Annotated in this window: 26 protein-coding genes; 4 read left to right on the forward strand and 22 right to left on the reverse strand. The window is 69.3% G+C overall.

What is annotated here, in order from left to right; all coding sequences use genetic code 11:
• Nucleotides 1-4: 4 nt before the first annotated feature.
• Complete coding sequence (locus tag QTI68_RS19415) at nt 5-817, reverse strand: hypothetical protein (RefSeq protein ID WP_286523641.1); 813 nt, start codon at nt 815-817, stop codon at nt 5-7.
• Between the two features lie 227 nt (nt 818-1,044).
• Between QTI68_RS19415 and QTI68_RS19420 the strand changes: the two genes are divergently transcribed.
• The gene (locus QTI68_RS19420) at nt 1,045-1,428 is read left to right on the forward strand and encodes a hypothetical protein (RefSeq protein WP_286523643.1); all 384 of its coding nucleotides are present in this window, start codon (nt 1,045-1,047) and stop codon (nt 1,426-1,428) included.
• A 37-nt stretch (nt 1,429-1,465) separates the two neighbouring features.
• Here QTI68_RS19420 and QTI68_RS19425 read toward each other — a convergent pair whose 3' ends face one another.
• The 19 genes from QTI68_RS19425 to QTI68_RS19515 form a co-directional block, all read right to left on the reverse strand.
• On the reverse strand, nt 1,466-1,807 hold the full coding sequence (locus tag QTI68_RS19425; protein ID WP_286523644.1) for a hypothetical protein: 342 nt from the start codon (nt 1,805-1,807) through the stop codon (nt 1,466-1,468).
• Between the two features lie 82 nt (nt 1,808-1,889).
• Nucleotides 1,890-2,765, reverse strand: coding sequence for a hypothetical protein (locus tag QTI68_RS19430; protein WP_286523646.1), 876 nt, complete (start codon nt 2,763-2,765; stop codon nt 1,890-1,892).
• 73 nt (nt 2,766-2,838) lie between these two features.
• On the reverse strand, nt 2,839-4,284 hold the full coding sequence (locus tag QTI68_RS19435) for an NAD-dependent succinate-semialdehyde dehydrogenase (RefSeq protein WP_286523647.1): 1,446 nt from the start codon (nt 4,282-4,284) through the stop codon (nt 2,839-2,841).
• A 58-nt stretch (nt 4,285-4,342) separates the two neighbouring features.
• Complete coding sequence (locus QTI68_RS19440; RefSeq protein WP_286523650.1) at nt 4,343-4,963, reverse strand: hypothetical protein; 621 nt, start codon at nt 4,961-4,963, stop codon at nt 4,343-4,345.
• Between the two features lie 151 nt (nt 4,964-5,114).
• Complete coding sequence (locus QTI68_RS19445; RefSeq protein ID WP_286523652.1) at nt 5,115-6,161, reverse strand: AI-2E family transporter; 1,047 nt, start codon at nt 6,159-6,161, stop codon at nt 5,115-5,117.
• Nucleotides 6,162-6,172: 11 nt separating this feature from the next.
• Nucleotides 6,173-7,627 (reverse strand): efflux transporter outer membrane subunit, encoded by a 1,455-nt coding sequence (locus QTI68_RS19450; protein ID WP_286523653.1) that lies wholly within the window; start codon nt 7,625-7,627, stop codon nt 6,173-6,175.
• Between the two features lie 11 nt (nt 7,628-7,638).
• A complete protein-coding gene (locus QTI68_RS19455; protein WP_286523655.1) occupies nt 7,639-9,303 on the reverse strand; it encodes a proton-conducting transporter transmembrane domain-containing protein in 1,665 nt (554 codons plus the stop codon).
• The gene (locus tag QTI68_RS19460) at nt 9,300-10,820 is read right to left on the reverse strand and encodes a complex I subunit 5 family protein (protein WP_286523657.1); all 1,521 of its coding nucleotides are present in this window, start codon (nt 10,818-10,820) and stop codon (nt 9,300-9,302) included. Before QTI68_RS19460 ends, QTI68_RS19455 begins: the two co-directional genes overlap by 4 nt.
• Before the next feature lie 12 nt (nt 10,821-10,832).
• The gene (locus tag QTI68_RS19465; RefSeq protein ID WP_286523659.1) at nt 10,833-11,177 is read right to left on the reverse strand and encodes an NADH-quinone oxidoreductase subunit K; all 345 of its coding nucleotides are present in this window, start codon (nt 11,175-11,177) and stop codon (nt 10,833-10,835) included.
• Nucleotides 11,174-12,118 (reverse strand): hydrogenase subunit MbhD domain-containing protein, encoded by a 945-nt coding sequence (locus QTI68_RS19470; protein WP_286523660.1) that lies wholly within the window; start codon nt 12,116-12,118, stop codon nt 11,174-11,176. Before QTI68_RS19470 ends, QTI68_RS19465 begins: the two co-directional genes overlap by 4 nt.
• Nucleotides 12,115-12,417 carry a cation:proton antiporter gene (locus tag QTI68_RS19475; protein WP_286523662.1) on the reverse strand — a complete coding sequence of 101 codons (303 nt, stop codon included), beginning with the start codon at nt 12,415-12,417 and terminating at the stop codon, nt 12,115-12,117. Before QTI68_RS19475 ends, QTI68_RS19470 begins: the two co-directional genes overlap by 4 nt.
• Entirely contained in the window at nt 12,414-12,701 is a 288-nt protein-coding gene (locus QTI68_RS19480) for an MrpF/PhaF family protein (RefSeq protein ID WP_286523664.1), read from the reverse strand. Before QTI68_RS19480 ends, QTI68_RS19475 begins: the two co-directional genes overlap by 4 nt.
• A complete protein-coding gene (locus QTI68_RS19485) occupies nt 12,694-13,224 on the reverse strand; it encodes a Na+/H+ antiporter subunit E (RefSeq protein WP_286523666.1) in 531 nt (176 codons plus the stop codon). The genes QTI68_RS19480 and QTI68_RS19485 overlap by 8 nt, the downstream gene beginning before the upstream one ends.
• Nucleotides 13,221-13,793 (reverse strand): hypothetical protein, encoded by a 573-nt coding sequence (locus tag QTI68_RS19490; protein WP_286523668.1) that lies wholly within the window; start codon nt 13,791-13,793, stop codon nt 13,221-13,223. The genes QTI68_RS19485 and QTI68_RS19490 overlap by 4 nt, the downstream gene beginning before the upstream one ends.
• Nucleotides 13,794-13,822: 29 nt before the next feature.
• The gene (locus QTI68_RS19495; RefSeq protein ID WP_286523669.1) at nt 13,823-16,888 is read right to left on the reverse strand and encodes an efflux RND transporter permease subunit; all 3,066 of its coding nucleotides are present in this window, start codon (nt 16,886-16,888) and stop codon (nt 13,823-13,825) included.
• Nucleotides 16,885-17,997 carry an efflux RND transporter periplasmic adaptor subunit gene (locus tag QTI68_RS19500; RefSeq protein WP_286523671.1) on the reverse strand — a complete coding sequence of 371 codons (1,113 nt, stop codon included), beginning with the start codon at nt 17,995-17,997 and terminating at the stop codon, nt 16,885-16,887. Before QTI68_RS19500 ends, QTI68_RS19495 begins: the two co-directional genes overlap by 4 nt.
• A gap of 26 nt (nt 17,998-18,023) precedes the next feature.
• On the reverse strand, nt 18,024-19,283 hold the full coding sequence (locus QTI68_RS19505) for an arginine deiminase (RefSeq protein ID WP_286523673.1): 1,260 nt from the start codon (nt 19,281-19,283) through the stop codon (nt 18,024-18,026).
• 47 nt (nt 19,284-19,330) lie between these two features.
• On the reverse strand, nt 19,331-20,752 hold the full coding sequence (locus QTI68_RS19510; RefSeq protein ID WP_286523675.1) for a basic amino acid/polyamine antiporter: 1,422 nt from the start codon (nt 20,750-20,752) through the stop codon (nt 19,331-19,333).
• Nucleotides 20,753-20,879: 127 nt separating this feature from the next.
• Nucleotides 20,880-22,079, reverse strand: coding sequence for a tetratricopeptide repeat protein (locus tag QTI68_RS19515; protein ID WP_286523677.1), 1,200 nt, complete (start codon nt 22,077-22,079; stop codon nt 20,880-20,882).
• A 207-nt stretch (nt 22,080-22,286) separates the two neighbouring features.
• Between QTI68_RS19515 and QTI68_RS19520 the strand changes: the two genes are divergently transcribed.
• The 3 genes from QTI68_RS19520 to QTI68_RS19530 are packed head-to-tail and all read left to right on the forward strand — an operon-like array spanning nt 22,287 to nt 24,557.
• Nucleotides 22,287-23,339, forward strand: a complete 1,053-nt coding sequence (locus QTI68_RS19520) for an SAM-dependent methyltransferase (RefSeq protein WP_286523679.1) — start codon at nt 22,287-22,289, stop codon at nt 23,337-23,339.
• Nucleotides 23,332-24,135, forward strand: coding sequence for a DUF1295 domain-containing protein (locus tag QTI68_RS19525; RefSeq protein WP_286523680.1), 804 nt, complete (start codon nt 23,332-23,334; stop codon nt 24,133-24,135). Before QTI68_RS19520 ends, QTI68_RS19525 begins: the two co-directional genes overlap by 8 nt.
• Nucleotides 24,132-24,557 carry a DUF2177 family protein gene (locus QTI68_RS19530; RefSeq protein WP_286523681.1) on the forward strand — a complete coding sequence of 142 codons (426 nt, stop codon included), beginning with the start codon at nt 24,132-24,134 and terminating at the stop codon, nt 24,555-24,557. The genes QTI68_RS19525 and QTI68_RS19530 overlap by 4 nt, the downstream gene beginning before the upstream one ends.
• Before the next feature lie 9 nt (nt 24,558-24,566).
• Here QTI68_RS19530 and QTI68_RS19535 read toward each other — a convergent pair whose 3' ends face one another.
• Together QTI68_RS19535 and QTI68_RS19540 are read right to left on the reverse strand one after the other, a co-directional pair.
• Entirely contained in the window at nt 24,567-25,226 is a 660-nt protein-coding gene (locus QTI68_RS19535) for a ChrR family anti-sigma-E factor (RefSeq protein ID WP_286523682.1), read from the reverse strand.
• Nucleotides 25,223-25,786, reverse strand: coding sequence for a sigma-70 family RNA polymerase sigma factor (locus QTI68_RS19540; RefSeq protein WP_286523683.1), 564 nt, complete (start codon nt 25,784-25,786; stop codon nt 25,223-25,225). Before QTI68_RS19540 ends, QTI68_RS19535 begins: the two co-directional genes overlap by 4 nt.
• Between the last annotated feature and the right edge of the window lie 197 nt (nt 25,787-25,983).

A 25,983-nucleotide genomic window follows, 5' to 3' on the forward strand; every position in this document is an offset into this window, starting at 1 on the left:
CTCCTCATTTGGGAAGAACGAAATTGACCTGGAACCGGACGAACCAGTCGGACGCATTGTCGGGCCGGATCACGTTGTAGCCCGCACCGACGACGAAATTCATCGGCACGAAGCCCTCGGGCCGCACCAGCAGCGAATACGACACGCCGAGCGGCACCGTCCAGCGCTGGCTCGAACGCTTCTGCTCCCAGTCGGCCGTGACGATCCCGATGTAGCCGAGCGACTGCGTCGAATCCAGCCGGTAGCTGACGATCGGCTGGAACGTGAAGGCACTCACGTTCGGCTGGTTGTCGTCGCCGGCGACGGACCAGACCTGGGTCGCGAGCGCGCCCACGGTCCAGGGGCCGGACTCCTTGAGCCCGACCACCGCCGGGCCGAGCGACCACTTGCCCGCGCCAAGCCGGTCGTCGGTGGCGGTGCGCAGGACCATCGCGGGACCGAAGCCCCAGATCCATCCGCCTTCGCCCGCCGGTGGCGCGAAGAAAGCTTCGTAGGTGATGTCGCCGAGACCGTCCTTGCGGTCCTGGCCCGGCAGCACCGCGGGGTTGGACAGCAGCGGAACGATGGCGCGGTTGATCAGCGACCAGCCGCCGCCGATCTTGATCGGATAGACCGGCTGGATGTTGAGCGTGTATTGCGGCTTCTCGAAGGGCCCGGCGTTGTAGTTGGTGGTCCACTGGAATGGCAAGGTGACGATGTCGGCGATCGGGTTCGCCAATTTCTTCTGCAGGTCGGCGTCGTCCTGGGCCCAGGCGCCGCAGGCCGCGAGCGATGCCGCCGCCATGGCCAGCCGGAGCGGGCGCTTCGCGATCGTCATGCGGTCTCCTGGTGAAGGGGAGCGTTCCGGACCACTCCTGTTCGATTCGCAACCTCTGGCCACGCGGCCATCTTGGGTGACCGTGCAAGCGCTGCAAATTGGACCAACGGGCAGGCGCCATTGCCCTTTCGTGCAATCGGGCCGGGCGCGCCGGCGATGGCGCATCGGGCCTCCGAGGTCGTACGATGGCGCCTGCGACAGCGCATTTCCAGGAAGCAGGGGGACAGATGACAACGAGGTTCGATATCGCAGCCGTGGTGACCGCAGCGGTCATCGGCATGCCCATGATGGCCGGCGCCCAGCCGGCTGGGGGCGACGCGCCGATTTCGGGTGAACAGCAGGAGGCCGACCTGCGCGTGATCGCCGCGCGCTGCGGTACGCCGGGCTTCGAGAAGGCCTTCTACAAGCAATCCAGGGCCGCGGTGGCGGCCGGACTGGTCATCAAGAACCGGGACCCGGTGCAGGTCGAGAAGACCATCACGTCGCTGCGCCGCAGCCCGATCGTGCTGGTCGCGACCCAGGCCGACTGCGCGGCCGAACTCAAGCGGCTGGCCGAGGTTCAGAAGCACCGGAGCGAACTGCTCAGGGGCGGAGCGGGACGGAAAAAATGAACGGCCGCGAAGTCGCCGGCGCCGCGTCGCACACGCGCTAGAGCGCGCCGTAGAGGCTCTCGCCAGGCTCGGCGCGGTCATGGCGCTTGGTCGCGGTCCGCAGGCTCAGCACCCACAGCCGCGCATGTCGCTGCTCGCGGCTCTCGAAGTGCTCCGTGAAGCGCCGGATGCCGGGCCGCTCGATGGCCGCGATGGTCATCCAGTCGGTGCCGCCGAAGGATTCCGCGTCGCTGCTGCGGTCGACCAGCGCCGGACGCAGGGCCATCACCCATTCGGTCGGGACGCGCGGATCGCGGTCCAGCATCCGTAGCGCGATCTTGGCCGCCTTGGGACTCAGCGACTGAATCTTGTGGAGGTGGAAATCCAGTTCCATGGACATGGGCGGCCCTTTCAGATACACAAGGATACATGTGCATCTGGCGCGGATGCAAGGGCGCTTTTACCGGGGGCGAGCTCTCGGCTTATTGGGTCTTCAGCCGTTTGTATTCATTGCGCTTCATCTCGAGGTAGTCGTTGCGGTCCACCTCGTGCAATTGGCGCGCATAGCGCTCGGTGCTGTCGAACCACTGGGCCAGGCGCTTGGGCAATTCGGCCTCGGCCGGCGAATCGAGGTAGGCGTCGATCGCGAGGTAGTAGCGCATGGTGTTGCGCTCCACCACCCCGATCACGCCGCCGACCAGGCTGGGCTGGCCGGAAGCGTCCTTGTCCTTGGCGCTGAAGCCCACCTTGTCGCTGCCCAGGGTCGAGAGGTAGCCCTGCATCGCGATCCGGGCCGCGGTGCCGTAGGCATAGGCGTAGGCCATGTGGATGAAGGTCTTGCCGTTGGGCAGCGGCGTGGCCTCGACCTCGATGCGGTAGTCGCGCGTCGACAGCGGCCCCTTGTCGGCGCTCAGGCGGGCACTCATGTAGTCGGCCGCCGAGACCGGGGGCTGCCAGACGAAATCGATGCGCTGCGCATCCGACAGCGGCTGGTCGAACTTGCGGCCCACCGACACTGCCAGGGTGGTCGCCGCCCCGCCGCCTCGCACGGCGCAGTACTTGGTGTTGAGGTGCAGCATCAGGATGTCGCACCAGACCGCCGGCTTGACCAGCGCGGCGCTGACCTGGTCGAAGGGATGGTCGACCAGCGCGAAGATGTTGCCGCTCAGCTGGCCCGAGGCCTCGGTCGATTCGAGCACCAGCGGCCGGCCGAAGGCGTTCTTGTCGAACTGCGACTGGACCGCTTCGAATTTCGCCTGCAGTGCGGCGGCGCTGCCGAGCTGGGTCTGCGACCAGACCAGCGCCGGCAGCAGCAGGCAGACACAGACCAGGACCCGGCGGAGCAGCGTGTTTTGCATGCCCGCCATTGTGGTCCGCTGCGCCGCCGACGCAAGGGCCGCTCATCCGCGCGGCCCCCGCGCCCGCGGCGCCTCAGATCGCCATGATCGAGACGGCCTTGGTGTTGAGGTAGTTCTCCATCGCCTCCGGACCGCCTTCCGAGCCGTAGCCCGAATCCTTGATGCCGCCGAAAGGCATCTCGGGCGACGGCGCGGCCGGCTGGTTGATCCACAGCATGCCGACTTCCATGCGCTGCGACAGCAGGTGGGCGTTCTTGATCGACTGGGTGAAGGCATAGCCGGCCAGGCCGAAGGGCAGCCGGTTGGCTTCGGTGATCGCCTCGTCGAGCGAGTCGAAGCCGCGGATCGCCGCGATCGGGCCGAAGGGCTCGTTGTTGAAGACGTCGGCCTCGAGCGAGACGTCGGTCAGCACCGTGGGCGCGAAGAAGTTGCCGCTGCTGCCGACGCGCTCGCCGCCGGTCGCGACCTTGGCGCCGGTGGCGCGGGCGTCCTCGAGCACCTTGGCCATGGCGCCGAGGCGGCGGGCGTTGGCCAGCGGGCCGAGCGTCGTTCCTTCGGCCAGGCCGTCGCCGAGCTTGAGGCTCTCGGCATGCTTGACCATCGCCTGGGCGAAGGCGTCGCGGATGCTGTTGTGCACCAGGAAGCGGGTCGGCGAGATGCAGACCTGCCCGGCATTGCGGAACTTGGCGCCGCCCGAGGCCTTGACAGCCAGTTCGACGTCGGCGTCGGCCGCGACGATCACCGGGGCATGGCCGCCGAGTTCCATGGTCGCGCGCTTCATGTGCTGGCCGGCCAGGGCCGCGAGCTGCTTGCCCACCGGCGTCGAGCCGGTGAAGGTCACCTTGCGGATGATCGGATGCGGAATCAGGTAGTTCGAGATCTGGGCCGGATCGCCGAACACCAGGCCGACCGTCCCGCGCGGCACGCCGGCATCGACGAAGGTCTGCAGCAGCGCGGCGGGCGAAGCCGGCGTTTCTTCGGGCGCCTTGCACAGGAACGAGCAGCCGCTGGCCAGCGCGGCGCCGAGCTTGCGAACGATCTGGTTGATCGGGAAGTTCCAGGGCGTGAAGGCGGCGACCGGGCCCAGGGGCTCCTTCAGCACCAGTTGCTGCGCCGCCAGGTTGCGCGACGGCACGATGCGGCCATAGACGCGGCGGCCTTCGTCGGCGAACCATTCGATGATGTCGGCGCCGGCGAGCACCTCACCGCGGGCCTCGGCGAAGGGCTTGCCCTGCTCCAGCGTGAGGATGCGGGCGATGTCGGCGGCGCGCTCGCGCAGCAGGCCGGCGGCTTTGCGCATGGTGGCGGCGCGCTCGTTGGCCGGGATCCGGCGCCAGGCTTCGAAGCCGCGCTGGGCCGCATCGAGCGCCCGGTCGAGGTCGGCGGTCGCGGCGAAGGCGACCTTGCCGATCGGCTGGCCGGTGGCCGGGTTGATCACGTCCTGGGTCTTGCCGCTCACGGCGTCACACCATTCGCCATCGATCAGCAGGCGGGTGTCGGGGTAGCTGGGGGTGGTCATGCGGAGTCCTTGAATTGCGAGATTGCCCGCAGGCGCAGCGGACAGCCCGCAATCCTACCTAACTCGGCGGAGAGCGTGGCGGCCCCGCCCCATTCGCCCGCACCCAGTAGAACTGCTTGGCCACCACCGCCGCCGCCTCGACGCGCAACCGCCGCACCGGCCTGACGCCGATCAGGCCATCGACCGAGCAATGGAGCGGCTCGCCCTCCGCAAGGCTGCGATGCGCATCGAGCATCGCGCGCAATGACACCGGGGCGCTGTTGCGGCGGGCATCGACCGATCGAACGAAGAAGCGCTCGCGGGTCGCGACCAGCTGGCTGCGGGTGTCCGGGTCGTCGCCCGCCCCGGCAGGCCGCACGCCCTTCCAGGCCGCCTCGACATCGAAGGCCAGCATCACGGCGTCGGGCGTGTCGATGCCTTTCAGCGAACCGCTCTGGGCGGCGGCGAGCCAGCCCAGCAATTGCGGCGTCAGCTCGAAGGAGACCGAATCGGGGGGCGCGCCGGGGAGTCCCGGCACTTCGACGAAGACCTGTCGGCAGCTGCGGCTCGCGCTTTCGACCCGCCGCGCCTGCTCCCGGCGCCGCGTGGCGCGCACATGGGCGACGGCGGCGAAGCCGGCCACCGGCGCGGCGAAGGCCAGCACCTTGAAGGCATCGTAGCCATAGACGGCCAAGCTCATCCCCGCCCCCTCGGGCCCGGACTGCAGCGACCCTGCATCGACCTCAGTTTCACGCTGGCTCCTCGTCGCGACACGCCACCCGTCCGACGCGGCGAGGGCATGCGCTGACCGTATATCGGCCAGCCGCGCCGAAACTTGAGGGGCGCAGCGACTAAGGCTTGCCGTTCTGCGACAGCAGGACGGCGATGGGGCGGGTGCCAGGGAACTCCGAGAAGATGATGGTCATCATCGCGGTGATCGGCACCGCCAGGAAGGCGCCCGGCACGCCCCAGAGGGCGACCCAGACCGCCAGGCTCACGAGGATCGCGAACGGGCTCAGGTTGAGCGAATTCCCCATGATGTAGGGGTCCAGGAAGTTGCCGATCACGAACTGGACCACCGCCAGCGACATCATGATCTGGATCGCCTCGCCGGCGCTGCCGAACTGGGCCACGGCCATCAGGCCCGGCAGCACGACGCTCAGGAACGAGCCGATGTAGGGCACGTAGTTGAGCAGCGCGATCATCACGGCCCAGAAGCCGGCGAACTCGAGGCCGGCGAAGCGCATGATCACGTAGCTGAGCGCGCCGAGCAGCACCCCGAGGAAGGTCTTGAGCGCCAGGTAGGCGCCGACCCGGGCGTTGATGTCGGCGATGACCTGCTTGATGCGCCGTGCCTGCTCGGGGCTGCGTGCGATGGCCAGGATCTTGACGTCGAGATGGGTCCGCTCGACCAGCAGGAAGCAGGCGTACAGCGCCACGACGATCACGGTCGCGAACATTGACGATACCGACGCGAGCGCCGACGCCGCCACCCGCTGCAGGCTTACCTGGGAAAGCAGGTCGCGCCGCAGCGTGGTCCAGGTCGGCTCTGCCTCGACCCGCATCAGCACCGCCACCCGCTGCACCGCTGCCAGCAGCGACTCCTGGTAGCGCGGCGCCATCGCGATCACGCTGTCCTTGTTCGCCAGGATCGTGTAGACCACCATGGCGAGCCCGAGCGCGATGATCAGCACCGAGAGGATCGAGATCACCAACTGCGGCAGCGCCGGCCCGAGCAGCGGCACCTTGCCGATCAGGCGCGCCAGCCCGAGGATCACGTAGACCACGAAGACGCTGAACATGATCGGCACGAAGACATTGCGCCCGATGTAGAACACCCAGCCGATCATCAGCGCGATCGCCGTGCCGTAGACCAGGGTCTGGAAGCGCTCGTTCATGCCGCGGCGGTTCAAGGCGTTCGCTGGCCGCCGGCCATGCCGACCGGACGCGGCGTCTGCGCATCCGCGACGTCGACCCAGCCGCCGCCCATCGCCTGGTAGACGTTGATCGCCTGCGAGTAGCGGTTGGCCTGCAGATTCACGAAGGCCAGCTCGGCCGCGAACAGTTCGTTGTCGGCCACCAGCACCTCGAGGTAGCCGATCAGGCCGGCCTCGAACTTGAGCCTGGACAGGCGTGCGAACTCGCGCAGCGCCTTGACCCGTCCGCGCTGGTACTCGACCCCCTCGATGCTCTTCTGGGTGCCGATCAGCGCGTTGTTGGTGTCGCGGAAGGCGCCCAGCACGGTCTGCCGGTAGACCAGCTCGGCCTGCGCCTTCTGGGCCTCGGCCGATCGGACCTGGCCCTCGATGGCGCCGAAGGTGAAGATCGGGCCGGTGAGGCCCGCGACCACTGACCAGGTGGTCGCCGGCCCGGTCAGGAAGTTGCTGAAGGAGGTGCTGGTGGAACCCAGCGCGCCGGTCAGCGACAGGCTCGGGTAATAGAGCGAGCGGGCGACGCCGATGCTGGCGTTGGCGGCCACCAGGTTCTGCTCGGCCGCCAGGATGTCGGGGCGCCGCAGCAGCAGGTCGGAAGGCAGGCCGGCCGGGATCAGCGGCGCGGCGAGCTCGTCGATGGTCTTGCCGCGCGGGATCGGCGCCGGGTCGCGGCCCAGCAAGATCGAGATCTGGTTCTCGAGGGCCGCGATCTGCTGCTCGAAGGTCGGGATCGCGGTGAGCGCCTGCTGGTACTGGGAGCGCACCTGCGTCACCTCGGTCTGCGAGACCAGTCCGCGCTTGAAGCGAAGGTCGAAGATGCGCGCGGTCTCGCCGAAGTTGGCGGCGGTGGACTTGGAGATCTCGAGCTGCCGGTCGAGCGCCCGCAGCGCGATGTAGCTGGTCGCCACACCGGTCACGAGCGTCAGCACCACGCCGCGCTGGCCCTGCTGGCTGGCGTAGACCTGCGCCTGCGCGGCCTCGCTCTGGCGCCGGACGCGGCCGAACAGGTCGACCTGCCAGGCGGCATTGACGCTGGCCTGGTAGAGCGAGAAGTAGTTGCTGACGGGCTCGGGGATCGGCGGCTGGCCCTCGCGGCTGGCGCGGGTGCGGGCCGCCCCGGCGCCGTAGCCGAACTGCGGATAGGCCTGTGAATCGGTGGTCGTCAGCGCCCCGAGGAACTGGTCGATGCGGGCGGCCGCGACCCGGACGTCGAGGTTGTCGCGCAGCGCGGTCTCGATCAGCTGGTTCAGGACCGGGTCGCCGAACTGTTCCCACCACTGGGTGTTGGCCACTTCGGCGGCCATGGGGTAGTCGATCCGCCAAGCCGCCGGGGACTGCACCGCGGGCCGCACGAAGTCGGGCCCGACCGTGCAGCCCGCCAGGGCCACCAGGACCGCAGCGGACACCGCCGCGAGCGTTGACTTCCTCATCTCGTTCTCCTTCAGCCCTGTGCCATCAGCGCGTAGCCGAACAGCAGGGACACTACCAGCAATGCAATGCTCGCAACGGCCCAGCGCCGCGCGAAAGTGTCGATCGTCTCGAATCCTCGTCCGGCCGCGGCGACCAGGCCGCCGAGCCGGCCCAGCGCCACGCCGAGATCGCCGGCCGGGATCTGCGGCAGCGCCCGTCGGAGGCTGTCCAGCCCGACCGCGATGGCGGCACCGATCAGCACTGGCCAGAGCGCGGCCCACAGCGCCGCGGGCGACAGGGCCTCGGGCAGCGCGCCGAGCGGCAGCAGCAGGCACAGCGCCCACGGCAGTGCCACCGAGGCCAGCGCCATCGCCAGCCAGCAGACCACGAGCACCGAAGGCGCGCGAGCGCCAGGATCGACCGCCGTATCGGCGGCCAGCCGCCGCAGGAAATGGACCATCAGCAGCGTGGTGGCGATCGAGGACACCACGGCCACGGTGGCGGCCAGGCCGCTGCCCATGAAGTCCTTGGCCGCGTACTTGGCCAGCGCGCCGCCGGTCAGCGGCAGGCCGCCGAGTCCCAGCGCGATGACCGCGGCCGGCAGCAGCATCGGCCACAGGTGACGGCGGCCGGTCAGCATGACCACGCCAACGGCCAGGAACAGGCCGCCCTTCACGAGCAGGTGGTGGGCCGCGTAGAAAGCCGCGGCCAGCGCGGTGCCGGGGTCGCCGGCGGCCAGGCCCATGCCGATCACGGCCACCAGGAATCCCATCTGGCTGACGCTCGAGTAGGCCAGGATCAGCTTGGGCTGGGTCTGGGTGATGCCGATCGCCACGCCGTAGAGCGCGCCGAGGAGCCCGAGCGCGGCCAGCGGCAGGCCGAAGGACGGCAGCGCGGCATCGAAGGGCAGGAAGCGGACCAGCGCGATGATGCTCGCCTTGACCACGGCGCCGCTCATCACCGCCGCGGCCGGGATCGGCGCCGCGCCGTAGGCGATCGGCATCCAGAAATGCAGCGGCAGCAGGCCGGCCTTCATGCCGAGGCCCACGAGCAGCAGCAGCAGCGTGAGATCGCGCCACGGCGAGCCGGGCAGCGCCGCCACGGCATCGGCGATCAGCAGGCTGCCGTCCGGCGTGGCCAGGGCCAGCAGCAGCAGGCCGGCGAGCAGGAAGGCCTCGGCCAGGAGCGCCAGCCCGAGGTAGAGCGCGCTGGCGCGGAACGCATCCGGCCCCTCGCCCTGCAGCACCAGGCCGCTGGCGCCGACGCTGAGCACGGCCAGCAGGAAGTAGAAGCCGATCAGGTCGGCCGCCAGGAAGACGCCGACCGAGCCGGTCAGCGTCATCAGCCAGCAGACGATGAAACCGTCGCGGTCGGGCCGCCCGCGCAGCCAGCGCGCAGCGTAGGCCCCGGCGAAGATCCACAGCACCGCGGCGACGCCGAGCAGCATCGCGCCCGGCGCATCGAGCGCGAACGTCAGCGAGAAGTAGGCATTGCCCAGCACCAGGTCCGGCTCGGCGCCGGCCAAGAGGGCCGCAGCCAGCGCCGGCACCGGGGCCAGCGCGAACAGCCCCGGCAGGCGCCGGCGCAGGCCGGGAAACGCACAGGCCAGCAGCAGCAGCAGCGGCACGCCGAGCGCCAGCGGCAACAGCACCGGCACTTCGAACACGACCGCGGCGAGCGTGATGGAACCGATCATCGGACCCCCATCGCGAGCAGGCCGGTGCGGCCGATCTGGGCGACGTCGACCGGCAGCAGCGCCACCGCGCCGAGCAGGAACGAACACAGCGCGAGCGCCAGCACGGCCCCCTGCTGGTAGCCCGGCACGCGCGCCTTCGGCACCCAGCCGAGGGCGGCCGGCGCCATCGCGCGCACCATCACCATGAAGACGTAGGCGCTGGTCAAGAGGCCGCCCACCAGCATCACGACCACCCACCACCACTGGGCGGTGGCGATGGCCGCCGACAGCAGCATCCACTTGGCGAGGAAGCCGCCCGAGGGCGGCAGCCCGATCAGCGAGGCGCCGGCCAGCGCGAAGGCAGTCATCGTCATCGGCAGGGCCCGCCCGGCGCCGCGCAGGTCGGCCACGCGGTCATGGCCGAGCGTCGTGTAGATGAGCCCGGCCGCCATGAACATCGCGGCCTTGGCGGTCGCATGCGAGATCGCCTGCAGCAGCCCGCCGGTGACCGCGAAGCTGCTGTCCAGCTGCGCGGCATCGAGCCCGGCCGCCAGCGGGAACATCAGGAACAGGTAGCCGATCTGGGCCACGGTCGAGTAGGCGATCAGCAGCTTCAGGCGCGCCTGCCGCAGGGCGACGACATTGCCGACCAGGATCGCCGAGGCGCCGAGCGCCGCGAGCAACTGGGCCGAAGGCAGCGTGATGACGCCGGCGAAGACATCGACCCACAGCCGCACCACCAGGAACCAGGCGCCCTTGATCACCAGCGCCGACAGCAGCGCACTGGCGGCGGCCGGCGCGCCGGCATGCGCCGGAGGCAGCCACAGGTGGAGCGGGAACAGCGCGGTCTTGGCCAGCAGGCCGACCGTCATCGACGCGGCGGCGATCCAGGCCACCGGCTCGGCGCCGATGCGCTGGGCCAGCAGCGCGATGTCCAGGGTGCCGTAGGCGCCGTACAGCAGGAAGCCGCCGAGCAGGTAGAACATCGAGCCGACCAGCGCATACAGCAGGTAGCGCAGCGCGGCCTGCAAGGTTTCGCCGCGGCCGTCGAGGCTGACCAGCGGCACGCCGGCGAAGGTGAGCAGCTCGAGTGCGACGTACAGCGTGAAGACGTCGCCGCTCACGAACACGAGGTTGAGCGAGCCCCAGACCGCGAGCAGCAGCAGCCAGAAGGTGAGCGCGGAGCGCTTCTCGCGCACCCCGGCCGGGGTGCCGAAATCGCCGTTGGCGTAGACGCCGATGCCGACCACCACCACCATCACGGCCACCATCATGCAGACCGCCAGGCCATCGGCGCGCAGGCTGACGCCCAGCGGCGGCGCCCAGCCGCCGAGCAGGTAGACCAGCGCGTCGCCCGACACCCACAACCGGTGCGCGATCGCGGCGACCAGCACGATGCCGAGCGCGATGGTCGCCCAGGCCACCTGCTGCGCGCGCCGGCCGCCGAGCACGAAGCCGAGCATCATGCCGATGAAGGGCAGCAGCACGGCCAGCACGAGCAGCAGGCCGCCTGGCGTCGCCGGATCCACAACGGGCATGGAGAGCGGCACCTAGACCTCGCTCTCGGCAGCGTGGGTGCGCGGCGCGGCCTCCGGCGCGGTCAGCGAGGCCGAGCCGGTTTCCTCGAACAGCCTCAGCACCAGGGCGACCCCGAGGGCCGAGGCGGCGAAGGCCACCACCAGCGCGGTGATCAGCAGGGCCTGCGGCACCGGGTCGCCGCCCATTCCGGCGCCGGCGCCGCGGCGCGCGATCACGGCGGCGACCAGGAAGATGCCGTTGCCCATCACGTTGAAGGCCATGATCTTGCGCAGCGGGTGCGGGTTCACGATGAGGCCGTAGAGCCCCAGGCCGATCAGCACCGCGGCGCACAGTCCGAGCAGGGTGGGCGTGTTCATTCGCTGGTGTCCTTGCGGCTCGGCGGCCCGGTCAGGAGCAGCGCCAGCGTGACCGCCAGCGACGGCAGCAGCGCCGCCTCGATGACCACGATCAGGGGTTTGGCGAGCGCCTCCGGATAGCCGAGGAAGGCGCCCGCGATGACGCTGCCGAGCAGGCCGACCGCGATGAAAGCGGCCGGGCCGCCGGCCAGCGCGATCCGGACCCAGCGCCGATCGACCGCGGGCGCGTCCGACAGGCCGGCCATCATGACCAGCAGCCACATCGCGGCCAGCACCGTGGCGCCCTGGAACTTGCCGCCCGGATGGTCGGCGCCGACCCAGAGGATGTAGACGCCGACGACGATCCCGATCGGCGGCAGCACCCGCGCGAGGTAGCCCAGGATGCTGTTCGGGTCTTCCGTCGGCGCCGGCCCCGGCCGCCCGCCCCAGAAGCGGTCGGGCGCCAGCGACCAGACGCCGACCAGGCCCAGCAGCAGCACGATGGCCTCGAGCAGCGTGTCCATCGCGCGGAAGGACATCAGCACGGCGGTGATCGGATTGCCGACACCGGTGGCGGCGATGTTCTCGACCACCGCGGGCGCCAGGCTCGGCGCCGGATCGGGCAGCAGCAGCACGCAGGCGCCGATGCCGGCGGCCACGGCTGCCGAGACGATCGCGGCCAGCACCCGCGTCGCGAGGCCGGGCCGCTCGGCCCAGGCCGGCGTCTCGGTGGAGCGCAGCCGGGCGGCGGCGGCGATCAGCAGCACGCCGGTCAGGCCGGCGCCGATCGCCGCCTCGGTCATCGCGACGTCGACCGCGCGCAGCTGCAGCCAGGCCAGCGTGAGCAGCAGCCCGTAGGGGACGAAGCCGGTCACGGCGGCGAAGGTGTCGCGCGCCACCACGGTCCAGATGGCCAGCGCCATGAGCAGGCCCACCAGGGCCAGGGTCAGCGCCACGGTCATGACTTGGCCCCGCCGGACCCGCCGCGCCGCGCCGCGCGCGCGATCAGCTGCGACACCGTGGCCGAGGCCAGCAGCACCATCAGCCAGACCAGGACCAGCTTGAGCCCGGCCATCACGCCGTCCATCTGCGGCAGCAGGCCGATCACCACCAGGCCCAGTCCGAGGTTGTCGGCCTTGGTCAGCGCGTGCGCCCGCGTGAAGGTATCGGGGAAGCGCAAAAGGCCCACGGTGCCGGCCAGGAAGAAGAACGCGCCCGCGACCACGGCGACGATCGTGAAGATGTCCAGGATGGCCCTCATGCGCGGTCCTCCGGTTCTGTGTGCGCGGCCTCGGGGCGCGCGCCGGCCTTGACGAAGGCCAGCGCGGCGAAGGCCGCCAGCACGGCCAGGATCAGCGCCAGGTCGACCACGGCCGCGGCGCCGATCGCGGCCCCCAGCAGCAGCAGGGCCGCGATGCCGGCGGTGCCGAACAGCTGCACCGACATCATGCGATCGACGTCGTCGGGACCGCGCAGGATGCAGATCAGGCCCACCGCGACCGTCAGCAGCACGAAGGCCGAAGCGCCGAGCAGGAACTCAGTCATGGTGGCGCTCCCCGGCGACCAGCGCGCGGCGCAGGCGCAGCTCCTCGGCCGCCAGCTGTTCGGCGACCGGCGCGTCGAGGTCCAGGCAGTGGTAGGTGATGTCGTGCTCCGATTCGGCGACCGGCACCGAGCCAGGCAGCAGGCTGGTGATCGAGCTGAACTCATTGCGCGCGAGGCCGGGGCGGAAACCGACCTTGTAGACGATGAAGCCGGGCTTCAGCGGCATGCGCGGCGACAGCGCCCGGCGCGCGACATCGACGCCGGCCAGCACCGACTGCCAGAGGAAATGCGGCAGGAAGCCGAACAGCGCGCCAAGGCGCAGATGCCCCGCCTCGGGCGGCAGCAGGCGCAGGCTGGCGAAGGTTCCGGCGGCCACGGCGACCAGGCCCACCCCGAGGTCGGCGGGCTTGAGGCTGGGCATCAGCAGCAGCCAGAGCACGAGCAGCATCAGTCCGCGAACCACGGCCGTGGTGCGCCGCGAAGGTGCGGCCGGGGTGGCGGGATCGGAGGCAGCGGGCTTCATGCGCTCGCCTCCGTGCCGCCGGCACTGACCAGCCGGACATCGAGCCTGCTCAGGCGCTCGAACAGGCGGGCCTCGGTGCGCACCGGCCACCAGTCATAGAGAAAGATCTCCATCGGCCGCCACAGTGCCACCCAGGCGCCGATCACGAGGCTGTCGTGGATCAGGGTCGCGTAGCGCCCCTTGCTGACAAAGCTGGCGATCGACTCGCCGACGACCGCGGCGGTGCCGACGAACAGCACGCCGATCAGCAGGCTGATGCGGCCGGTGCGGAACAGCTTGCGCAAGCCGCGCCAGGTGGCCAGCGCACGCTGGCGGAAGTATTCGTCGACCGCGACCTTCAGCATCGCGGCATCGGACGGCGCGACGGTCTCGGCGCCGACGTGCACGACCAGCTCCAGTGGCCGGCCGGCCGGCACCTCCTGGGCCCAGTCGACGATGTAGGCCTGCGCCTTGGCATCGAGGTCGCGCTGGCGGAAAGGCGCCGGGTCCATCGAGTTGAACAGCTGCCGGAGTTCGGCCACGTGCAGGTCCAGCACCGCGGGTCCGGTCGGTGTTGCGGATGCCTGCATGTGCCTTGCCCCGTCAGCCAGCCGGTCGTTCACGCCGGCTCGGCCTCGCCTGCCGGCGGCGTCGGCTTCTCCTTGCCGAACACCATCACGTACAGGGTCGGCAGGAAGACCAGCGTCAGCAGCGTGGCCACCAGCAGGCCGCCCATGATCGCGAAGGCCATCGAGCCCCAGAACACGGTCGGCGCGATCGGGATCAGGCCCAGCACGGTCGAGATCGAGGTCAGCATCATCGGCCGCATCCGCGAGGTGCCCGAGGCCACGACGGCGTCGAGCACGCTCATGCCCTCGGCCCGGTAGGTCTCGATCTGCACGATCAGGATCACGCCGTTCTTGGCGATCATGCCGATCAGCGCCAGGATGCCGAGGATGGCGACGAAGCCCAGCGGCCGGTTGAACACCAGCAGCGTAATCACCACGCCGATCAACCCCAGCGGCATCACGCAGACCACCATCGCGAGCCGGCGGAAGCTCACCAGCAGCACCATCATGCTCAGCAGCATGAGCACGATCATGAGCGGCACCACCGCGAACACCGAGGCGCTCGACTCGGCGCTTTCCTCGGACAGGCCGCCGGTCTCGATCTTGTAGCCCTTCGGCAGCTTGGCGTTGAACTCCTTGATCTTCGGTGCCAGCGCCTCGACGATGGTGTCGGGCAGCGCGCCGTGGACCACGTCGGCGCGCACCGTGAGCGTCGGCACCCGGTTGCGGCGCCACACCAGCGGCGACTCCTGCTCTTCGGAGAAGGTGGCGAACTGGTTCAGCGGCACCATGCGGCCGCTGGCGGTGGGCACCTGCAGGGTGCTCAGTGTCTGCAGAGACAGCCGCTGCTCGGCGCTCGAGCGGGCCACCACGTTGATCAGGTAGATGTCGTCGCGCACCTGCGTGACCGCGGTACCGGTCACGGTCGCGTTCATGATGCCGGCCAGCGCGCCGGTGCTGATGCCGAGCTGGCGCGCCTCGTCCTGGTTGACACGGATCTGGATCTGCCGCGCCGGCTCCATCCAGTCGAAGTTCACGTGCCGGGCCTGCGGATGCGAGCCCAGGATGCCCGCCAGGTCGAGCGATATCTTGCGCACCTCGTCCTTGTCGGGCCCCATCACGCGGTACTGCAGCGGCCAGCCCACGGGCGGCCCGAGTTCGAGCGGCGACACCCGCGCCACCATGTCCGGGAACTGCTCGGCCAGCACCTTCTCGAGCTTGTTCTGCAGGCGGTCGCGGGACTCGAGGTCCTTGGCGACCACGACCAGCTGCGAGAAGAACGGATTCGCCAGCTGCACGTTGAGCGTCAGGATGAAGCGCACCGCGCCGCGGCCGACATAGCTGCTGAAGTGGTCGACATCGGGGTCGGCCTTGAGGATCTCCTCGAGCTTCTTGACCTCTTCCTCGGTGGCGTAGATCGATGCGTTCTGGCGCAGGGTCAGGTCGACCGTCAGCTCGGGCCGGTCGGAGGCCGGGAAGAACTGCTGCGGCACGAAACGCACCAAGAACATCGACCCCACGAAGGCCGCCAGCGTGAGCCCGATGGTCAGCCACTTGGCGCGGATCGCGCCCTTGAGGAAACCGCCGTAGGCATTCAGGAACTTGCTGGGCTTGACCACCGCATCGGCCTTGGGCGACTTGAGCAGCGCCTTGCCCACCAGCGGCGCGAAGATCACGGCGCCGAGCCACGAGACGAGCAGCGCGATCGCCACCACGGCGAAGATCGAGAAGGTGTATTCGCCGGCCGAGCTGCGCGCGAAGCCGATCGGCACGAAGCTGGAGATCGACACCAGCGTGCCGATCAGCATCGGCGCCGCCAGCGTGCGGTAGGCGAAGGTCGCGGCCTGGTCCTTCGTGTCGCCGGCCGCGAGGCGGTTGAGCATCGCGTCGACCGTGGTCATCGCGTCGTCGACCAGCAGGGTCAGCGCGATGATCAACGCCCCGAGCGAGACCCGGTGCAGGTCGATGTTCACGAAGTCCATGATCGCGAAGACGATCGCCAGCGTGAGCGGGATCGACAGCGCCACCACCGCGCCGGGCCGCACGCCCAGGCTCACGAAGCTGCACACCAGGATGATCGCGATCGCCTGCCACAGCGAGGCCATGAAGTCGCTGATCGCGACATCGACCGTGACCGCCTGGTCGGCCACCAGCGTCGGCTCGATGCCGTGCGGCAGGTTGGCCGTGATGTCGGCCATCACGGCCTTGATGTTCTTGCCGAGCGCCAAAATGTCGCCGGCGTCGCGCATCGCGATCGCGAGGCCGATCGCCGGCTTGCCATTGACCCTGAACATCGGCTGCGGCGGGTCGGTGAAGCCGCGCCGCACGGTCGCGATATCGCCCAGGCGAATATTGCGACCGCCCAGGACCAGGTTGACCGACTCGATGTCGCGCTCGTTGTCGAAGGAGCCGGTGACGCGCATGAAGACGCGCTCCTGCTCGGTGTGCAGCACGCCGGCCGGACGGATCACGTTCTGCGCCTGCAGCGCCGCCACGATCGCGCCGTAGTCCAGGCGCAGGCCGGCCAGGCGCTCGGTCGAGAACTCGATGAAGATCTGCTCGTCCTGCGCGCCCAGCACCTCGATCTTCGAGACGTCGGGCACCTGCAGCAGGCGCGAGCGCGCGTCTTCGACCTTGTCGCGCAGTTCGCGGAAGGTGTAGCCGTCGGCGGTGAAGGCATAGATGATGCCGAAGGTGTCGCCGAAGTCGTCGTTGAAGAAGGGACCGACGACGCCCGTCGGCAGCGTCTGGCGCATGTCGCCGATGTTCTTGCGCACCTGGTACCAGATGTCCGCCACCTCGGCCGGCGGCGTCGACTGCTTGAGGTCGACGAAGATCGTGGTCTGGCCCGCCGTGGTGTAGCTGCGCACCCGGTCGAGGTGCCGCGTTTCCTGCAGCGTGCGCTCGAGCCGCTCGGTGACTTGCGACAGCGTCTCGTCGACCGTGGCCCCTGGCCAGCCGGCGGCGACGATCATGGTGCGGAAGGTGAAGGCCGGGTCTTCGGCGCGCCCGAGCTTCAGGAACGACAAGGTGCCCGCGACGACCGCGATGATCATCAGGAACACCACCAGCGAGCGCTTGGAGAGCGCCCACTCCGACAGGTTCGGGCCGATCACTTCGCGGCCTCGAGCCAGCGGACCTTCTGTCCCGGCCGCAGCGCCTGGACACCGGCGGTGACGATCACATCGCCGGGCGCCAGCCCCTGGGAGACTTGAACGCGGGCCGCGTCATAGGCCCGCACCTGGACGTTGCGGGCCGAAACCGTGCCGGCCTTGGTGTCGACCACCCAGACCGAGGTCTGGCCGTTGGCGCGCACCAGCGCGCTGGCCGGGATGTCGAGCGCGGGCTCGGTGTTGAGCTTCATGCGCCCGGTGACGGTGCTGCCCAGGCGCATCGCCGCGGGCGGATTGATCAGCCGGACCCGGACCGCGAAGGTGCCGGTGACCGGGTCGGCGCGCGGCGAGACTTCGCGCACCTTGCCCGCGGCCGTGACCTTCGGGTCGCCGCCGAGCGAGACCAGGATGTCGGGATTGGTCGGCGCGATGTCCTTGATCTGGGCCGGGACATCGAAGACCGCGTCGATGGCGCCTTCGCGTGCCACCTGCACGATCATGCGGCCGGCCGGCACCACCTCGCCGGGCTCGGCGCCGCGCGCCGTGACCACCCCGGCCACGTCGGACAGCAGCCGGGTGTAGCTCAGGCGGTTCTGCGCGATCTCGACCAGCGACTGGGCCGAATTGACCTGCGACTGCGTGACCTTGAGCATCGCCTCGGCCTGCTCGAACGAGGCCCGCGAGACCGCGTTCTCGGCCAGCAGGTCGCGCATCCGGTTGAAGGTGTTGCGGGCCTCGATGCCCTGGGCCTGCGCGGCCGCCAATTGGGCCCGCGCGGACTGCAGGCTGCTGTCCTCGTTCATCTGGTCCAGCCGCGCCAGCAGCTGGCCGGGCCTGACCCGGTCGCCGATGTCGACGTTGCGCTCGATCAGCCGGCCGTCGATGCGGAAGGACTGGTTGACTTCGCTCTGGGCTTGTATGCGCCCGGTCAACGACACGGTGTCGCCGACCGTGCGCTGCTCGATCGTCATGACGCGGACGGGACGGACCTCGGGCGCCGGTGCCTCTTCGGCCCGCCTGCAGGCCGACAGCGACACCAGGGCCACGACCGCCAGCAGCAGCGTCGTCCCGGACCAGTTTCCAAATCGATGGGCAGCGGATTTCACATGCACGAGCTGGCTTCCTCTTTGATCTTGCGTCAGAAGTCGACCGGATCGCGAATGATCGGGCAGGTCATGCAATGGCCGCCTCCGCGTCCGCGGCCCAGTTCGGCCCCGACGATGGTCACCACCTCGATGCCCTGCTTGCGCAGCAGCGTGTTGGTGTAGGTGTTGCGATCGTATGCATAAACCACGCCCGGTGACGCGCAGACCAGGTTGGCGCCGCTGTCCCACTGGGTGCGCTCGCGCTGGTAGTCACTGCCGCCGGCCTCGACCACGCGCAGCTTCTTGAAGCCCAGGGCCTGGGCCACGACGTCGACGAAGGGCTTGTTCTCGGCATGCAGTTCGACGCCGCTCGGATGGCTGCTCGGGCGGTACGAGTAGGTGCGGGTCTGGTTCATGAAGTCCGGCGCCAGCAGCACGCAGTCGCGGTCGGCAAAGGTGAACACCGTGTCGAGGTGCATCGCGGCGCGGATCTTGGGCATTGCCGCCACGATCACGCGTTCGGCCGCGCCCTTCTTGAACAGCGTGGCCGCCAGCTGGCTGATGGCCTGGCGCGAGGTGCGCTCGCTCATGCCGATCAGCACGTTGCCCTTGCCGATCGGCATCACGTCGCCGCCTTCGAGGGTGGCCAGGCCGTGGTCTTCGGTCGGGTCGCCCCACCAGACGTTGACCTTGCCGGCGAAGTCGGGGTGGAACTTGTAGATCGCGGTGGTGAGGATGGTTTCTTCGTGGCGCGCCGGCCAGTACAGTGGATTGAGCGTCACGCCGCCGTAGATCCAGCAGGTGGTGTCGCGCGTGTAGAGCGTGTTGGGCAGCGGCGGCAGCAGGTATTCGGTGACGCCCGCCGCCTCGCGCACGACCTCCAGCGCCTTGCCGCCGATGGACTCGGGGAAGTCGTTGGTCGACAGCCCGCCGATCAGGGTCTCGGCCAGCTTGCGGTTGTCCAGGCCCTCGAGATAGCTGCGCAGTTCGTCGATGAAGCCGAGGCCGACCTGGTTGGGCACGACCTGGTTGTCGAGGATCCACTTCTTGCCCTCGGGCACCGCCACCGTCTCGGCCAGCAGGTTGTGCATCTCGACCACCTCGATGCCGCGGTCGCGCATCTTGGTGACGAAATCGAAGTGGTCGCGCTTGGCGTTCTCGACCCACAGCACGTCGTCGAACAGCAGCTGGTCGCAGTTGCTCGGCGTCAGCCGCGAATGGGCCAGGCCCGGCGCGCACACCATCACCTTGCGCAGCTGCCCGACTTCCGAGTGCACGCCGAACTTTGTCTCTTTCGCTTCTGTAGTCGCCATGATGTTCTCCAGGGATCCGATGAGTGAACGGTATATCCAGCTTGTGACTAGATGGTGATGCTGCCGGTCGCGAGCCCGTAGATGCCAACCACGGCACCCACCACCGCGACCAGGAAAATGACCCAGTCGGTGACCGTGAAGACGGTCTTGTTCTGCTCGCGCCGGGCCCAGATATAGAGCAGCGTGCCGGGCGCATAGAGCACCGCCGACAGCAGGATGAACTTGAGGCCGCCGGCATAGATCATGAAGACCGTGTAGACCACCGCCACCGACGCCATGACCAGGTCGCGCGTGCGCTCCTCGGGGCGCAGCTCGTAGGTCTCTGCGCGCTTCGAGATCATGAAGCCGTAGGCGGCCACGAACAGGTACGGGATCAGCGCCATCGCGCTGGTCAGGTTCAGCATCAGCGCGAAGGCATCGTTCGAGAAGTAGGTGGTGATCACCAGCAGCTGGACGATGATGTTCGACAGCCACAGTGCGTTGGCCGGCACCTGGTTGGCGTTCTCCCTGGCGAAGATCGCCGGCATGTCCTTGGTCTTCGCCGCGGTGAACAGCACCTCGGCGCAGATCAGCGACCAGGCCAGGTAAGCGCCCAGCACCGAGATGATCAGCCCGACGCTCACGAAGATGGCACCCCAATGGCCGACCACCGCCTCCAGAACCGCGGCCATCGAGGGCTGGCGCATGCCGGCGATGTCGGCGCGCTGCAGCGCCGCATAGGGCAGCATCGTGACCAGCACCATCAGGCCGGTGACGCCGATGAAGCCGAGGATGGTGGCCTTGCCGACGTCCGCGCGCTCCTTGGCGAAGCGCGAATAGACGCTGGCGCCCTCGATGCCGAGGAACACGAACACCGTGACCAGCATGGTGGCGCGCACCTGCTCGAAGATCCCGCCCTCCAGGCCGCCGCCGTACAGGTTGGCGCTGAACAGGTCCATCTTGAAGGCGAAGGCCAGGAGCACGATGAAGACCAGGATCGGGATGATCTTGGCGACCGTGACCACGCTGTTGATGAAGGCCGCCTGCTTGATGCCGCGCAGGATCATGAAGTGGAACAGCCAGATGCCCACCGAGGCGACCACGATCGCCACCACCGTGTTGCCGTCGCCGAAGACCGGAAAGAAGGCGCCCAGCGTGGACTTGATGAGCACCCAGTACGACACGTTGCCGATGCAGCTGCCGATCCAGTAGCCGAAGGCCGACAGGAAGCCGGGGTAGTCGCCGAAGCCGGCCTTGGCATAGGCGAAGACGCCGGCGTCGAGGTCGGGCTTGCGTTCGGCCAGCGACTGGAAGACCCGCGCCAGCATGTACATGCCGGTGCCCGCGATGAGCCATGCGATGACGGCGCCGAGCGGGCCGGTCGCGTTCGCGAAGGTGCGAGGCAGGGAAAAGATCCCGGCGCCGACCATCCCGCCCACCACCATCGCGGTGAGCTGCATGCGCGACATCTTCTGGTCAGTCGAAGCCATTCCTACTCCTTGTTGTTCTACTCGATCACGTCAATCCGAGCCGTCGCTTGACGTTTGGGCTGCAGGATTGATCCGTCAATGTGGTTTGTCAAGGCGCACGCACACGCACGCCGCGAAGCGCTCGCTCTCAGAAACCCTTGCGGATGTTCAGCCAGAACTCGGTCGAGCTGTAGTTGAATCCGATCGAGTTGCTCTGGTCCCGGATCCAGAGCACTTCGGGCCGCAGCGTCCAGGTGGGCACGAACTCCCACACCAGGTAGGCACCGACCTCGTACAGGTTGTCCTTGCGGCGCAGCAGCACGCTGTTGTCGAGCGTGTCGGGGTGGAAGTGGATGCGGTCGTTGTTGAAGGCATCGCGCTCCCACCAGACGAAGGTGCCCCAACCCAGCTTGTTGTTGACGGTGAAGTCCAGCGCGGCGGTGGCGCCGTAGAAGCTGGAGTTGCCGTCCGGCCTGCTGGTCGCGAAATGCTGGCCGCCGTGCGCAGTGAGCGTCAGGCTGCCGGCGCCCTCCAGCAGCGAGTGCACCCACCCGCCCGAGACGTCGGCGCTGGTGCGGCTCAGGTCGCGCAGCCTGCCCTCGGGATAGCGGCGGCGGCGGTACTCGGCACCCAGCGTGAGCTGGTTGTCGGGGTCGACGCGATAGCGGTAGTCGGCGAACAGGCCGGCGTCATTGCGGTAGTCGCCATCGCCGCGATAACTGTTGCGCCCGCGGAACCCGATCGCCAGGTTGCTCTCGCCGAACGAACGGCTGCCGGCCAGGCGCCAGCGCAGGTCGGAGTCGTTGCGGCTTTCCGAGTTGTCGTAATAGCGGAAGCGATAGTCCAGCGTGGCATCGATCGCGTAGTCGTTCGGCAAGGCGTAGTTGATGCCGCCGCCCGCGCGTGCGTTGTAGAAGGTGTCGCGACGGTCGCCGCCGCCGAGCGCGTTGGTGCCGACGGTGTTGTTCACCTGATAGCGCCCGATGCCGGTCTCGGCATAACCGAAACCGGTGAGCGACCGCTTTCCGTCCAGTGCCTGGGTCGCGGCCTGGTTGTAGATCTCGACCTGGCTCAACAGGTCCTGGGGCAGGTTGTCGAAGCGCAGGACAGTCTCGAACTCGATCTTCGCCTCGGCGTACTGCCCGAGCACGTAATAGGCGCGACCGAGTTCCAGGTGCCCGTCGACCGTGCTCGGGGGCTGGGTCTGGGCGGCCTGGACCAGTTCGCGTGCCCGGGCCGGATCCGGTTCGGCCGCGAACGCCGCCGCGGCAGCGAACAGTGCGATGGCGCCCACGCACGCGCGCAGCGCACCATGGCGCGCGTCTTCCTTCCTCTCGCGTCGGCTCATTCAAACTCCTCCTGAGGCCAATGCCCCTTTTTTGGGCATTAAACACGGACCCTTTCTCGTCGGCAATCCGGACGAAGCGCACAGATGCGTCTTGACAATGTCAGCAACTCGCCCCTCTCGGCACCGCGCGCTGATCCAAACGACAGCGGGCCGCGTACAAGAAACCGGGGCACCGCTTCGGTGCCGACCATTCGAGGAAACGCGGGCATGCAGAATCAAATCGCCGGAGCGATCGGCTGGGTCGAGAAGGGACGGGTGCCTGACCGCGTCGTGCGCTTCGGCATCCGGCGCCTGCTGAAGGCGCGGCTGGCCGAGCTGGGCGATGGCGACCCGGCGACCAGCGCCAGGCTGACCCGCGACTTCATCGCCTCGATGCGCAGCGCTGCGCTCGCGCCGCTGGCCGACATGGCCAACGCGCAGCACTACGAGTTGCCCGCCGACTTCTTCGGCGCAGTGCTCGGCGGCCACCGGAAGTACAGCAGCGGCTACTGGCCCGCCGCCGACTGCACGCTGGACCAGGCCGAAGCCGCGGCGCTGGCGCTCACCTGCGAACGGGCCGGGCTGGCCGATGGTCAACAGGTGCTGGAGCTGGGCTGCGGCTGGGGCGCGCTCTCCCTGTGGATGGCCGAGCGCTATCCGGCGAGCCGGATCACCGCGCTGTCCAACGCGCGGGGCCAGCGCCTTCACATCGAGGCCGAGGCACGGCGCCGCGGCCTGCGCAATCTGCGCGTCGTCACCGCGGACATCAACGACTTCGACACCCGCGAGCACTTCGACCGGGTGGTCACCGTCGAGATGTTCGAGCATCTGCGCAACTGGCCGCAGGCCTTCGCCAATGTCTCGCGCTGGCTGGCGCCGCGGGGGCGTTTCTTCATGCATGTCTTCGCGCACCGTCACACGCCCTATGCATTCGTCGCGAACGACGAAAGCGACTGGATGAGCCGGCATTTCTTCACTGGCGGCATGATGCCCAGCGACGCGCTCGCGGCCTGCTGCCAGGACAGCCTCCGGCTGGTGGAGCGCTGGCGCTGGGACGGCACGCACTACCAGCGCACGGCCGAGGCCTGGCTCGCCAACATGGACCGGCGGCAACAGGCCCTGCGCCCGGTGTTCGCGGCCACCTACGGTGCCGAGGCCGCCGTCTGGTGGAATCGCTGGCGCGTGTTCTTCATGGCGGTGGCCGAGCTGTTCGGTTTCGCCGGCGGCCGACCATGGGGCGTGAGCCACTACCTGTTCGAGCCCGCGCAGCGCAATGATTGAAGATTCGCCGATGTCGCTGGCCGCACTGGCCGGCCTGGCCCTCATCGCCGGCCTCGCCATCCTGGCCTGGGTGGTCAGCCTGCGCCAGCACGACGCCAGCCTGGCGGATCGCGCGTGGCCGGCCTTCATCGGCGGTGCCACGCTGGTCTACCTGGCGCTGCTGCCCGGCACCGGCGCGCGGACCTGGCTGATGACGCTGCTGGTTGTCGTCTGGGCCCTGCGTCTCGGCCTCTACATCCACCGCCGCAACCGCGGCCATGGCGAGGATCGGCGCTACCGGCAGATGCGGGCACGCCACCAGCCGCATTTCGGGTTCAAGAGCCTCTACCTCGTGTTCGGGCTGCAGGGCGTGCTGGCCTGGATCGTGACGGCGCCGCTGCTGGCCGGCATGGCGGGCGGGCGGGCGCTCGGCGGGCTCGACGTCGCGGGTGCGGCGGTGGCGGCGTTCGGCGTTGCCTTCGAGGCCATCGCCGACGCCCAGATGGCGCACTTCCGGTCCCAGCCGACGCAGCGCAGCCGCGTGATGGACCGCGGCCTGTGGCACTACAGCCGGCATCCGAACTATTTCGGCGAGGCCTGCGTCTGGTGGGGCATGTGGCTCATGGCCCTGTCCGCCGCCGGCTGGGGCGCTGCCTGGACCGCCGTATCCCCTGCGCTCATGACGCTGCTGCTGCTGCGGGTGTCGGGCGTGCGCCTGCTCGAGCAGGACATCGCCGAACGCCGGCCCGCCTACCGGGACTACGTCGCGCGTACCAACGCCTTCATTCCGGGCCCGCCGCGCAAGGACCCGGCATGAGGTTCAGGCAGTTCGCCATCGCCTACGCCGCCACCGCGGCCGTCTTCCTGGGACTCGACGCCCTGTGGCTCACCCTGATGGCGGACGCCCTCTACCGGCCGGCGATCGGCCACCTCATGCGGGAGCGCTTCGCGCCCTGGCCCGCCATCGCCTTCTATGCGATCTACGTCGCGGGCGTGGTGGTGTTCGCCGTCGCCCCCGCGCTGCGCCAGCGGCAATGGCGCTGGGCACTCGGCAGGGGCGCCCTGCTCGGCCTCGTGGCCTACGCCACCTACGACCTCACCAACCAGGCGACCTTGAAGGGCTGGCCCTGGCATGTGACCCTGGCCGACCTGTGCTGGGGCATGGCGGCAACCGCGGTGGCGGCGGCGGTCGCGTGCGGGTTCGCGAGTCGGCCCCGCCGCGACGGCGCAGCCGGCTGACAGGCCGCCCTACATCCCGACCAACGAGCCCAGCATGCGCGCCAGCGCGCTCTCGAACAGCACCCGGCCCTCGACCGAGGCCAGGCAGATGCACTCGCCGGCCGCCAGCACCTTGGGCTGGTGACGGATGTCGCCATCGGTCTCGTCGAAATCACCGGGGCCGAAGAGGGCCCGGCCGTCGTGGAAGGCGCCATGCAGCACCTGGGTCAGCTCGCTGCGGCTGTGGGTATGAACCGGCAGCTCCCTGCCGGCACCGATGCGCAGCAGGAAGACATTGGCCGCGGCGTCGTAGGGCACCGTGACGCGGCTCCAGCGCATGCCGGGCCCGAGCCAGCGCCACGCGGTCGCGCTGCAGCCTCGCAGCGCACGCGGCCAGGCCATGCCGTCCGGCAGCGGCGGACGGCTGGCGCGGCGAAGCGGAGGCTCCGCCTTCGGCGGCTGTGGCGGCGCGTCGATCGCGGCCAGGGTCCGGGCCAGCGCCTGCGCGGGCAGCACGGCCGGCGCCAGTTGCTCCAGCATGGCGCCGCCGATCGATTCGAGTTCGCGCAGGCGCGCCCGGCACTCGCCGCAGGCCTCGACATGGCTGGCGACCAGCAGCGAATGGCCGCTGGAAAGGGTGCCGGCTGCCTGGGCCAGCAAGAGTCCGTCGTCCGGGTGATGGTGGATCATGGTTCGAGCGCGTCGAGCAATCGACGCAGGTGGTTCACGGCGAGCCGCACGCGCGACTTGACGGTGCCGAGCGGGATGCCCAGGTCGTTCGCGATCCGCGCATGCGGCTGCTCTTCATAGAACGAGAGGTGCAGCACCTGCGCCTGCTCGGCGGGCAGCCGCGCGATGGCCTCGCGCAGGCCCCGCTCGCGCCGCCCGGCGCGCAGCTGCTCGTCGAGCGCCAGCGCGGTATCGGGCAGTTCGGCGACTTCGCTGTCCTCGCCGTCGACGAAGCTGGCGCCGCCCTGGCGCCGGAAGTGGTCGACCCGCAGGTTGCGGGCGATGGTGAAGATCCAGGTCGAGACGCCGGCCTGGCGCGGATCGAACATCGCGGCCTTGCGCCAGACGCTGATCAGGGTCTCCTGCGCCAGTTCCTCGGCCAGGCCCTCGGGACTGCCGCCGCGCATCAGGTAGGCCTTCACGCGCGGCGCGAAATGGCGGAACAGCACGGCGAAAGCCTGGCGATCGCCCTCGCGGGCAACGGCCAGCAGCATGTCGCTGAGTTCTTCGCTAGTCGGCATCGCACCCCGGTTCTGATGCAGCGTCAGGATCGAGCGGCCAGGCGGCCTGGGCAAGACAGGCCTCGCGGCCGCTGCGGAGGGCTGTCGCACGGTGTTCATGCCGTTGTTACGCACCGGCGGCGAAATTAGATCACAGCGCTTGCTGATCCAAATCGCCAGGGCCTGCGTAGAAGCCAGGTCACCGTGCCAGGACCCGC

This window comes from Variovorax sp. J31P207, from assembly GCF_030316965.1.
Lineage (GTDB): Bacteria > Pseudomonadota > Gammaproteobacteria > Burkholderiales > Burkholderiaceae_C > Variovorax > Variovorax ginsengisoli_B.